The 12,005-nt window shown below is 54.5% G+C and carries 10 protein-coding genes; 5 read left to right on the forward strand and 5 right to left on the reverse strand.

Features of this window, described 5'->3' with window-relative positions; translation table 11 throughout:
- From JRI95_13495 to JRI95_13510, 4 genes are all read right to left on the reverse strand, one after another.
- Positions 1 to 495: CoB--CoM heterodisulfide reductase iron-sulfur subunit A family protein (locus JRI95_13495; GenBank protein ID MBW2062558.1), on the reverse strand; the 495-nt coding region annotated here is incomplete at its 3' end.
- Positions 496 to 511: 16 nt separating this feature from the next.
- The gene (locus JRI95_13500) at positions 512 to 1,387 is read right to left on the reverse strand and encodes a methylenetetrahydrofolate reductase (GenBank protein MBW2062559.1); all 876 of its coding nucleotides are present in this window, start codon (positions 1,385 to 1,387) and stop codon (positions 512 to 514) included.
- A 59-nt stretch (positions 1,388 to 1,446) separates the two neighbouring features.
- Complete coding sequence (locus JRI95_13505) at positions 1,447 to 2,916, reverse strand: response regulator (protein MBW2062560.1); 1,470 nt, start codon at positions 2,914 to 2,916, stop codon at positions 1,447 to 1,449.
- Positions 2,913 to 4,877: a PAS domain S-box protein gene (locus JRI95_13510; GenBank protein ID MBW2062561.1), complete on the reverse strand. Its 1,965-nt coding sequence runs from the start codon at positions 4,875 to 4,877 to the stop codon at positions 2,913 to 2,915. Before JRI95_13510 ends, JRI95_13505 begins: the two co-directional genes overlap by 4 nt.
- A gap of 501 nt (positions 4,878 to 5,378) precedes the next feature.
- Between JRI95_13510 and JRI95_13515 the strand changes: the two genes are divergently transcribed.
- Entirely contained in the window at positions 5,379 to 6,737 is a 1,359-nt protein-coding gene (locus tag JRI95_13515; protein MBW2062562.1) for an amidase, read from the forward strand.
- Between the two features lie 101 nt (positions 6,738 to 6,838).
- On the forward strand, positions 6,839 to 7,210 hold the full coding sequence (locus JRI95_13520) for a hypothetical protein (protein ID MBW2062563.1): 372 nt from the start codon (positions 6,839 to 6,841) through the stop codon (positions 7,208 to 7,210).
- A gap of 16 nt (positions 7,211 to 7,226) precedes the next feature.
- Here JRI95_13520 and JRI95_13525 read toward each other — a convergent pair whose 3' ends face one another.
- On the reverse strand, positions 7,227 to 8,615 hold the full coding sequence (locus JRI95_13525) for a CoA-binding protein (GenBank protein ID MBW2062564.1): 1,389 nt from the start codon (positions 8,613 to 8,615) through the stop codon (positions 7,227 to 7,229).
- A 383-nt stretch (positions 8,616 to 8,998) separates the two neighbouring features.
- Between JRI95_13525 and JRI95_13530 the strand changes: the two genes are divergently transcribed.
- The 3 genes from JRI95_13530 to JRI95_13540 all read left to right on the forward strand — a co-directional run.
- Positions 8,999 to 9,961: a thiamine pyrophosphate-dependent dehydrogenase E1 component subunit alpha gene (locus JRI95_13530; protein ID MBW2062565.1), complete on the forward strand. Its 963-nt coding sequence runs from the start codon at positions 8,999 to 9,001 to the stop codon at positions 9,959 to 9,961.
- A gap of 85 nt (positions 9,962 to 10,046) precedes the next feature.
- The gene (locus JRI95_13535; GenBank protein MBW2062566.1) at positions 10,047 to 11,018 is read left to right on the forward strand and encodes an alpha-ketoacid dehydrogenase subunit beta; all 972 of its coding nucleotides are present in this window, start codon (positions 10,047 to 10,049) and stop codon (positions 11,016 to 11,018) included.
- A 199-nt stretch (positions 11,019 to 11,217) separates the two neighbouring features.
- Positions 11,218 to 12,005, forward strand: a 788-nt coding sequence (locus tag JRI95_13540) for an efflux RND transporter periplasmic adaptor subunit (protein MBW2062567.1), incomplete at its 3' end; no start/stop codon positions are given.

Below are 12,005 nucleotides of genomic sequence, written 5' to 3' on the forward strand. Positions count from 1 at the left end.
GGGAAAGGCCTGGGCATACGGCTTATAGGCTGCCTTACGATTATTAAGGGCCTGGTTGAATTCGTCAGTGACCTCAATGGGGCAGGCCTCGGCGCAGTCCCCGCAGCCGGTGCATTTGTCCATATCAATAAAGCGCGGCTTCTGGTTCAGGGTGATGGTGAAGTTGCCTTCCTCGCCGGAAATGCCCGCGACTTCGCTAAGGGTAAGTAGCTCGATGTTGATGTGCCGGCCGACCTCGACCAGTTTGGGCGAGATAATTCACATGGCGCAGTCATTGGTGGGAAAGGTCTTGTCAAGCTGTGACATCATCCCGCAGTCATTGGTGGGAAAGGTCTTGTCAAGCTGTGACATCATCCCGCCAATGACCGGGGATTTTTCAACCAGGTAAACGTAGAAGCCGGAATTGGCCAGATCAAGAGCGGCCTGCATTCCGGTAATGCCGCCCCCTACGACCATAACCGAGCCGGAGATATGATCGGGTTTTGCAACAGCCATGGTCTTATTCCTTTCTTTAAAGCCCCGCTTCATCCAGGACCTGCGGCAGCCTGTCCTCCCAGCCGGCCGCGGAAATCATGACACCGTTCATGCCCATCTCCTTCAAGCGGGCGATGAGCTCACCCGCAATTTTGAGACATTGCTTCGGTTTGTCAGCAGCCTTCTGGAGGCTCCTGGTCAATTCAGGCGGGATGGTTATATTTGAAACATTTCTCTCGATGTATCTGGCCATGCCCAGGGATTTCAAGATTAGTACCGTGGGAATGACCGCGACCTGGCCGCTGTCAATCCGCTTGACGAACTGCTGGAGATGCCTGGCGTCGAATATGGGATTGGTTACGATGAACTTCACACCCAGCTCCATTTTTTCCTTGAGCTGTTCCATCTCCACCTCCAGGACCCCGCCGGAGGCTCCGGTGTCAATATTTGAACCGATATAGAAACTCGGGGGTTGAGACAACTGAATGCCGGTCATGTCCTTGCCAGAATTCAGGCTTTGAACCGCTTCGAGTAGTTCGATCAAATCCAGGTCGTTCACCGGCCTGGCCTGAAAATGGTCGCCGTGCCGGATATCCTCACCCGGTACGATCATGAGATTCTTAATGCCCAAGGCCGAGGCAGACAGGATATCGGCCTGAAGAGCCAGCCTGTTCCGGTCACGGGGACAAATTTGAAAAATCGTCTCAAAACCGTGGCTTTCCAGAAAAGCGCAGCCCCCGAGCGAACTGGCTTTCAAGACGGCGTGGGCCATTTCTGGCACCACAATGGCGTCGAGGCGGCCTCTGACCAGATTGGCCTTGGCAAGCAGGGGAGAGAAATCAGCTCCTTTGGGCGGCTCAAACTCTCCGAAAACAACGAACTCACCTGATTTACTTTTTTCCTCAAGCGACATTGAACGACCCTCCAAGCGGTGTGATAATGGAACAACAGATTCGATAAGCCGGCCAGTCCTTACTTCATGACCGGCAGCAGGATCCGGAAAGCGGTGCCTTCCCCTTCGCGACTTTCCACTTCAATCGTACCGTGATGCGCTTCAATAATGCTTTGTACGAGCGATAAGCCCAAGCCGGTACCGATAACCTCCCGCGTTTTCGGATGTTTCACCCGGTAAAATTTGTCGAAAATCTTAGGAAGCTCCTCCGGCGGAATCCCGACCCCTGTGTCTGAAACCGTTATTTCCACTGCATTACCCAGTCTTTCAGCCGTGACACGTATGTGGCCGCCGTCCGGCGAATAGTTAATGGCATTGCTGAGCAGGTTATCAAAAACCTCCTCAATGCTCTTCTGATCAGCGTGCACCGGCAGCAGGTTCTTGCAGGAACAGTTGAAGGTAATGCCTTTCCCCTTGGCCCGAACGTCCATGATGTCAATCATGCTCTGGATCAGAGGTTCGAGGTCAAGGGGCACCTGGTGCTGAACCGTCATGCCCGCCTCGAGCCGGGCCATATCCAGCAGGTCCTGAATCAGTTCCAGCAGCCCGTCTATTTTTTTTGTAGACTTGGTGAGGTACTCTCGCTGCTTATCCTCAAGAGGCCCGCACATGCCTTCCAGCATGACGCTGACAAGCTGCCTGATCGAAACAAGCGGGCTCCGCAGTTCATGCGCCACCATGTTGACGAAATCCGTTTTCATTTGATCCAGCTGCTTGAAGGGGGTGATATCTTCGAGCACAGTCACGGTCCCGGCTATGTCGCCGTCAGGACCGAGCGCCGGTGCGGAGATGGACCGGAGCGTCCTGTTTTCGACGACTATTTCCTGTGAAATAAATTCCTCGGTTGAATCGAATCTGGATTGAATTTTTTTAAGGGTCTCCAGTAAGAATTCGTCTTTCGTGATGCGGGCCAGAGGGACCGGCGTCTGGATTTCGTCCGTAATGCCCAGTAATCTTGTCAGGGCGGGATTATATAAGACCACCTCCAGGTTCCGGTTGGTGACCATGACGCCGTTGGCCAGGCAGTTAATGATCGTTTTCATCCGGCTTTTTTCGAGGTTCAAGTCATACAGGTTGCGAATCGTTTCCTGCTGAAACTGCCTGGCCTTCTGTTCCAGCCTTCTTTTGTCCGCGGCCCTGGTCACCGGCAGCATGAACTGGTGCATCTCGAAGGGCTTGGTAATAAAATCGTAAGCGCCTTTTTTCATGCATTCCACTGCGGTGTCAATGATTCCATGTCCGGTAATGATGATTACGGGAATGGCGGGGTATTTAGCGTGAGTGAGTTCAAGGACTTCTTCTCCATCCATGCCCGGCATCTTCAAGTCGAGCAGGATGATATCTATCTCCTCCTCGGTCAGGAGGTCCAGGGCCGCTTGACCGTTTTCCGCGGTAAACACGTCATACCCCCTGTTGGTCAAGATACGGTGGCAGCCCTCTCTGATTTTCTCCTCGTCGTCCACCACCAAAATTTTTATTTTGTCATTCATGGCTCATCCATCCCGAGAAAAACTGGATCAGTGTCAATTGATTCCTCGGCCTCGCGTGGAAGTTCAATAATAAAAGTCGTTCCGCCTTCCGGCGGACACTCAAACCTGATACTGCCACCATAAACCTCGATGATATTCTTGGAGATACTGAGCCCCAGCCCGGTGCCGTAACCGATGCGCTTGGTCGTGAAAAACATGTCAAAAATCTTGTCGCAGTGCTGGGGCGGGATACCCGGACCGGTGTCGGAAACACTAATAATGAACAGGCTCTCTTCGGGGTCGTATCTGGCCTTTATTTCCAGCCTGCCTTTCCCATCCATGGCGTCGGCCGCATTGGTGAAGAGGTTGGTGAAAACCTGCTCAAACTGGCCCATGTCACCGACCATTTCCGGCAGTCCGGGCTCAATGTCCTTCTGGACCTCGATATCGTGAAAAATGGCCAGATTGATCAGGAGGTTGAGGCATTGTTCGATCAAGCGGCCCAGGTGGAAGGAAGAGGCTTCTCCAATGGATTTGCGGCTGAATTCAAGCAGGTCGGAGACAATATTTTTACAGCGCAGGGTCTGGGTGACTATTTCCTGAACGTCCTTGGTTTCCTGTTCGCTCTTGGCGAGGCTCTGTTCAAGGAGTTCGGCAAACATGAGAATGATTGACAGGGGATTGTTGATTTCATGGGCCACCCCGGCAGCCATGCGGCCGACCGAGGCTATCTTTTCAGTCTGTACGAGCTGGAGATGAGCCTCGTCGAGCTCTTTTCGCATCTCTTCTATTTCACTCATGTCTTTAAAGACGCCCACGCTCCCGATATCCTTACCATCCACGGTCATAATCGAAGCCGACAGGGTGACCGGAACCTCCCGGCCGTCCTTGGTTTCAATGAACATATTGGTCGGATTCAAAACTCCCGGCGGACCGTACTGTGAGCTGCGCATCTTTGTCATGTTTTCACGAGCCACATCAATGTTGTAAAAACTGCTCAGGTGCCCCTCATTCATAATTTCCTCGGCCGAATACCCGGTCAATCGCTCCATGCCTTCATTAAACAGGAGCACCATGCCTTTGGTGTCCACGACCACGATCCCATCCACGGTGCTCTGGATCACATTCTGGAGAAAGGTGCTTGATTTCTGCGCTTCACGTTCGAGTCTTATTCTGGCGGTCACGTCTCTGGAGGCCTCTAAAAGCTGGACAATCTCACCCTGTTCATTCAGAATGGGGGCGCCGGTTATGACATCGAAGCGTTCTTCTCCATTTTCATCATGATATCCTCTATAGAGGATGTAAGGCCTTTTGATTTTTTTAACCTCTGCCAGGCAGCAAGTCTCGCATGCCGTGTCAAGCCCGTACCGCACCTCGTAACAACGCCGTCCTCTGACATCTTCCGCGCTGAGCTCAAATTCGCTCAGAAAGGTCTGATTAACGGTGTCAATGGACATATCTGTGTTCACGACCATGATTCTGTAAGGCAGTGAATCCAAGATAACCTGATATTTTTGCAGCTGCCGTTTATCTCGCTCAGCCTCCCTTTCAAGCTCGGCTTCGCGGGCCTTTATTTGAAGCAGTTCCAGCAGCCACTTCGCGGCCCGGTAATAAATGACCCCACACCCGGCCGGTTTGGTCCGATTCAGTTCCTCTGCTATCTCCTTTTCCCCGGTCAGATCAATAAAAAGATTGAGGCCCTCCAGGTGATAGAGGTCCTTAAAATTTGTGGCAACGGCCAAATTCAGCTTCCGGGCATAGATCAAGCCTGGTGCATCCGGGTTCGCATCGGCTACACCCAGGATGTCAAATTCTTGCGCGGACTGGCTGCTGTTAGATAGAGCTTTAAGAAGGTTATAGCAGTCTTGACCCCCTCCGATGATAGCAATATTCAAGGGGGAATCCAGTTCTTTTTCGCCACCCAGTCCGGCAGGGTTGTCAGGCTTTGGGCCTGATAAAATTTTGGGGCCAGGACCCTTCATCCATTCATCCTGCGGTTCTTCAACGTGAGGCTTCAAAGGCCTTCCAGGAACGAGATGAAACGCTCCTTCTGCCTAGAGTCATCTCCAAATGAGGTTGTCGCTCTATCTCGGAGGCCAAAAAAGCCCTGCAAAAGGTTTACGCCCTTTCCTAAAAGGATTTCCAACAAGCGCCTGTCAGGAGATCAGCTTTACCAGAGATGAACCTGATCTATGATTTCACAAGTTTGTTTCTATTAATCAAAAATCATCAAAAAAAGCAAGTCTAAAACATAAGGGCCGCAACTTCAGGGTTATTCCGGGGATTCGATCATTAAGGCGGGCCATTGTTTCGTCGCCGCGCCTGAAGCCGCTCGGTGTCAGCCGAATACTGCTGGACTTATGCTATCAGAGACGGCATGATAGGGCTGTGAACCAGCAGAATATACCCAGGTAAAGGAGGACACGGCTGTGCAGGCAGATACTGAATCCATTTGCTATAGACCCGCGGTTGAACTGGCCCGGATGATTCGCGAGAAAAAGCTCTCGCCGATCGAGGTCGTCAATGCCTTTCTACAGCGGATCGAAGAGATTAACCCCAAGGTCAACGCTTTTTGCACCATGACGGCCGAGACGGCCGTTGAGGAGGCGCAGCGCGCCGAACAGGCGGTTATGGACGGCGAGCCACTGGGCCCGCTCCATGGCCTCCCGTTCTCGATTAAGGACCTGGTTTACACCAAGGCTGTCCGAACCATGCGGGGATCGAAAATTTACCAGGACTATGTGCCTGACGAGGATGCGATTTTGGTGACGCGGCTGAAAGACGCGGGCGGGATCATGGTTGGCAAGACGACCACGCCTGAGTTTGGCCACAAAGGGATGACCGATTCCCTGGTGACCGGCGTGACCCGCAATCCCTGGAACACCGACCTGACACCCGGCGGTTCCAGCGGCGGCGCTGGAGCCCAGGTGGCTGCCGGGATGACTCCCCTGGCGGTGGGCACGGACGGCGGCGGCTCCATCCGTATTCCTTCGTCATTTTCAGGCATCTATGGACTGAAGCCGTCCTATGGCCGCGTGCCCGTCTATCCGGCCAGCACCCTGGACTCGCTTTCGACCGCCGGCCCCATGACGCGCACCGTGGCCGATGCGGCCCTGATGCTCTCCGTCATGGCCGGGCCGGACGATGCGGACCCCTTGTCCCTGGAGGCTCCTCCGGCCGATTATGTGGGCCAGCTCACCAGAGGCATTCAAGGCCTCAAGGCGGCCTGGAGCCCTAATCTGTGGGAAGTCCCTCTTGATGAGCAGGTGGCTGACATCACGACCAGGGCTGCACAAACCTTTGAGGAGTTGGGCGCGACCGTTGAGGAGACGGACCCTGGATTTGAGGATGTCTCAAGAGCTTTCGGTACCTTCTGGCTGGCGGGTATGGCCGGGACACTCGGGGATTACCTCGAGGAATGGGAAGACCGGATAGACCCGAGCCTGGTGCAGCAGGTTAAGCTGGGTTTGGAAATGAAGGCGGTTGACTTTGTCAAGGCCCAGATACAGCGCAGCGAGTTCCGGGACCAGGTCAGGAGATTTTTTAAACGTTACGACCTCCTGCTGCTTCCAACCATACCCATTCTGCCTTTTAAAGCAGGCGTGCCCGCGGAAGACGCCCTGAAGGACCAGCCGGTGGACCCCCGCAACTGGACTCCCTTCACCTCGCCCTTCAACCTGAGCCAGAATCCCGCCGCTACCGTCCCGGCGGGCTTTTCTAAAGAAGGGCTGCCCGTGGGTCTGCAGATCGTGGGACGCCGATTCGCCGATCTGACCGTGCTTCAGGCCTCGGCCGCGTTTGAAGCCCTCCGGCCCTGGCAGGCCGAGCGGCCAAGTCTGTAATCTGATGAGATGGGTGGGATGATCTGGGGGGACTTTTTTTTTAAACAAAAGGGTTCCCTTAGACCCCCCGGGATAAAACTGTCAAATCAAGGAGCAGCCATATGTCTGAAATAGAAGCCAAAAAGGCGATTGAGGCCTTCTTTGCCGGATTCAATTCCCAGGATGACGAAGCGCTTCGCCAGGCTATGAACTTCCCACACGTCCGTATTGGCGTTAACAGGGTGAGGATCATACCTGAACCGTCGGATTTTAAAGCAGGTTTCAATTTCCTCATCGAACGCGAGGGCTGGCACCACAGCATGCTGGATGCGGCCAAGGCAATTCACGCCTCGGACGACAAGGTCCACTTTGCCATCGAATTCAGCCGCTTTCACACGGACGGAACCAGGTACGTCACTCACAAATCGCTCTGGATCGTTACCAAACAGAACAACCACTGGGGTGTACTCTGCCGCTCCAGTTACGCCCCTTGATAAAAAAAGGAAGGCTCTAGGATTTAAGCGAGGATAAAGACGCAAACCGCTCCAGGGCCGCGATGGCCTTGACCGCCCTCTCCGGTCTTGAAAAGGCGGGCATACCTTTCCTGGTATAAATGCTCAGGGTGTTGTCCTGCCCCACGGCGTAGGCAGGCACGGCCAGGAGAGGTATCTTCGCCTCGGCCACGATCTGGGCCAGCGCGGAGGCTATGTTTTCATCATCCAGCGGGTAGTAGGTGATCCACAGGATAACGTCGCACTCCCTGGACATGATATCTATGCATCTTTTGATAATTTGTGCAAATTCACCATACGGCGGCCAGACCAGGTCAACCGGATTTCTGGTGGACGGAATGGGCGCCTTTACCTGCCTCATGAACTGGCGTATTTCCTCCTGAGCCTGGCCGGAAAACGAAGGCACCTCCAGGTCGAGGTCTTCGCAGGCGTCGGCAGCGGTCACCGCGCCGCCGCCCGCCTCGACCAGGATCCCGACGCGTCTGCCTGGAGGCAGGTGCGTGGCGTTGAAGGCCACGGCAAAATCAATCATTTCATAAATACTGTCCGCCCGGATGATTCCGGTCTGCCTGAACGCGGCCTGGAGAATCGAATCGGGCACGGCCAGGGACCCGGTGTGGGATGCGGCGGCCCTGGCCCCGGCTGCTGTTTTTCCTGACTTCCAGATGATAATCGGCTTTTTTTTCGAAACCTGCCTGGCCAGTGAAAGGAGGCGGCGTCCCTCCTTTATCCCTTCCAAATAAGCAGTGATAACTTTTGTCTGTGGGTCTTCAGCAAAATATTCGAGGTAGTCGGCTGCTGTGAGGTCAATCTGGTTGCCGATACTAGCCACCTTGCTGAACCTGAGCCCGCGCTGAAGGCCCTCGATAATCATTGACTCCGCCGACCAGCCGCTCTGCCCGATAAAGGCCACCGCACCGTTCTCCGGGGGACTGTCAACGGCCGTAAGATGAGGTAGAATCATGTTTATTTTCGCATCCGGACTGTATAATCCCATACAATTCGGACCGACGATCTTTGTCCCTCCTTGACGCGCCGTTTCGACCATCCTGGCTTCAAGGGCTTTTCCTTCAGCATCGAGTTCACCAAATCCGGCACTGTGGATAATCACGAACTTCACCCTTTTCTCAGCGCAGTCCGAAACTGCCTCCAGTGTTATCTGCGCCGGAATCGTTGAGATCGCCAGGTCAACCTCACCCGGAATGTCCTGAACCGATTGATAGCTCTTGAGCCCCATCACCTCCGAGGATTTCGGGTTGACCGGATAAATCCGGCCGCTGAAACGGTGGTCTATCAGGCTCTTCAGGAACCGGCCGCCCGATTTTTGCGCGTCATTGGAAGCCCCGATCACAGCTACTGATAAAGGATTAAACAGAAAATCAAGCATTATTTGTACCTCCGCTTCCCTAGCCATTTCAGGACATTAAGCAGCAAGGAAGGGTTTGAATCAGTTTTCATGGCCTGAAGTGTAAAAGGGAGAGGTTGGTTTGTCAAACAGAAAGCATTTCAGCGATAAAGGAATGGCCACGTAAAAAACCGGCTGAGCCCTGAGGCGGTTACAGGCGTTCCCCCTGTTTCAAGACCCTAGATGCGGTCTTAACACTTTTTACTTGATACCGAAGCGCTTTTATCTTACGCTGATACAACTTCCAAATAAAAACAGGAGCAAAGATAATGACGCAGCCCGGCTTGGACGCGCAACTCTTCCAGAAGCGATGCTGCAAATCGGTTTAATCCATTTAGGATTATGTCAGAGGAGGTGAAGGAAGAATGAATCTCACCGAAAAACAGATGATTGGCCTCTACACCACCATGAAAAGGATCCGCATGTTCGAGGAGCGGGTTGCGGAACTGTTCGCAGGCGGCCGCATCCCGGGATTCGTCCACCTTTATGTGGGAGAGGAGGCTGTGGCGGCCGGGGTTTGTTTGGTCCTCAAACCGACGGATTATATCGCCAGTACCCATCGCGGTCACGGGCATCTGATTGCCAAGGGGGGCGACCTCAAGTTGATGATAGCCGAACTTTTTGGGAAAAAGACAGGCTACTGCAAAGGCAAGGGCGGTTCGATGCACATTGCCGACATCGAGTTGGGCATCCTGGGGGCCAACGGTATCGTCGGGGGAGGCCTGCCCATCGCCACCGGAGCCGCACTGGCGGCTCAGTATCAAGGCAAGGACGCGGTGGCGGTCTGCTTCTTCGGAGACGGCGCCTCCAACCAGGGAACCACCCACGAAGCCATGAACCTGGCGTCCTGCTGGAAACTCCCGATTGTCTTTGTCGTGGAAAACAACAAGTTTGGCGAGTTCACGCACCAGTCCAGGCACCAGGCCATCGAGGACATTGCCGATCGGGCCGCCGGTTACGATATTCCCGGGATGGTGGTGGATGGCAATGACGTGGCCGCCGTGTGCGAAGCGGCCTCCGAAGCTGTGGCACAGGCCCGGGAAGGTAAAGGCCCAACGCTGATCGAATGCAAAACATACCGCGTCCGGGGTCATTTTGAAGGAGACGCCATGGCCTACCGGGACGAAAAAGAAGCCAAGGAATGGATGGGTAAGGACCCGATAGAGCAGTTTGAAAAAAAACTGACCCAGCAGGGGGTCTTAACCCAGGACAAGGCCGAGGCCATCAGAGGCGCCATCGAGAAGGAGTTGGAGGAGGCCGTTCTTTTTGCCGACGAGAGTCCGTTTCCGGACCCCGGGGAACTGACCACGGATGTTTATACGTCTTAAGAGGGCGTTGTATCTGATGAGAAGATTTGGAGAGCAGGACTAGGATCAAAGAAAGGACTAGGATCAAAGAAAGGAGAGGTGTTCCATGCCCAGCATGACGATAGCACAGGCCATAAACAGTGCCTTGAAGCTTGAAATGGAACGGGATCCGAACATCTATATTGCCGGTGAAGACGTGACCGGCGGTGTTTTTGCCGTTACTCAGGGTCTGGTTGAACAATTTGGTGAAAAACGGGTCCGCGACACGCCAATTACGGAAAGCGCCATCATTGGAACCGCGGTTGGCGCGGCCATCTGCGGTTTGCGGCCGGTGGTGGAGCTGATGTTTGTGGACTTTATCGGCGTGTGTTTGGATCAGCTTTTCAATCAGGCGGCCAAGATGAAGTATATGTTCGGTGGCAAGGCCAGGCTGCCCATCGTCGTCAGGAGCATGTGCGGCGCGGGCGTGGGGGCCGCGGCCCAGCATTCCCAGTCCCTGGAGGCCTGGTTCATGCACGTGCCCGGTCTGAAGGTCGTCATGCCAAGCACCGCTTATGACGCCAAGGGCCTTTTGATTTCATCAATCCGCGACGATAACCCGGTGGTCTTCCTCGAACACAAGACCCTGTATTTTACAAGCGGCGAGGTACCGGAGGAGGCGTACACCGTGCCTCTGGGAGAGGCCGATATCAAGAGGCAAGGGGAGGACGTCACAGTTGTAGCCACGGGACGGATGGTCTTGCTGACGCAGGAAGCAGCTGAAAAACTGGCTGAGGAAGGGATCAGCATCGAAATAATTGACCCCCGCACCCTTTCACCCCTGGATGAGGAGACCATCATTAATTCCGTCAAAAAGACATCCCGTCTGGTGATTGTGCACGAAGAGGTGAAGTTTGCCGGTTCAGGCGCGGAGATAGCAGCCATGGTCGCGGAAAAAGCTTTCGATTACCTGGATGCGCCGATCTTGCGCCTGGGCGCCCCTTTTACCCCGGTGCCTTTTTCGCCCGTTCTGGAACAGGAATTCATCCCCAGTACAGAGAAAATCATGGTCACGGTGAAAAAGGTTATGGGCCGGTGAGGCCGGTGCATCTCCTCTCCCTGACTTTCTCGATCTTTACGCTCAATCCGGCCGGTCAATGTTATTCTCATAAACGGGGCGGCTTGTGAAAGCGAAGAGGAGACGGTTGACGCCTCGTTGAAACCTCAGAGGTTTCCGGGGCTGAAAAATCCTTCTTTTTATCATGATGAACGCTGAGGTTTAAGTCAGAACGGATAAGATGAGTCAATACTTCCCTGCGGCGGTTCCCCGCTTTTTATTTTGTCTCCTCGTTTTTATTCTGGCCTTCTGCCAAGGATCGAGCCGGGCCGGGGCCGAATCTTCCAGGGGCCCCGCCGCGCCTGTGGTGGTGGCGCCCGTTGAAGAGAGAGTTGTGGCCTTGACTCTGGAACTGGTGGGGACGGCTGTGGCCAGCCGCACCAGCCGGGTGGCGGCTGAAGTGGCGGGCCTGGTTAAGACCATCAACTTTAAAAAAGGGGGTCTCGTCACCAGCGGGGCCGCCCTGGTTACCCTGGATAAAACGAGCCAGCGACTCGCGCTCAAGGCCTCCCAGGCCGTCCTGGCCGGAACAAACATCCGGCTCGATAAAGCCCGCCAGGACCTAGAACGTTCCGCCAGTCTGAAAAAGGCCCAAACGATAAGTGTTCAGAACTATGAGCGAGACATCTTCACGGTGAGGACTCTGGAACAGGAGGTGGCGCGGGCTCAGACCGAAGTGACTCGGCTGACCGACCGCATCAATCGCATGGTGGTGCGCGCGCCTTTCACCGGCTCCATCATCGAACAGCATACCGAAGTCGGCCAGTGGCTCCACGCCGGGGCCCCGGTCGTCACCCTGATGGACCTTTCCTTTATCAAGGTCAGAGTGCTTTTGCCCGAGCGTTATCTGGACGAAATCAAGGTCGGGTCTTTAGCCCGGGTCACCTTTGACGCCTTCAAGGGGGATGTCTTTAAGGGCCAGGTCTCGGTTATCATTCCGGCTGCCGCAGAGAAATCCCGCAACCTGCC

The sequence above is a fragment of the Deltaproteobacteria bacterium genome (assembly GCA_019308995.1).
Lineage (GTDB): Bacteria > Desulfobacterota > Desulfarculia > Adiutricales > JAFDHD01 > JAFDHD01.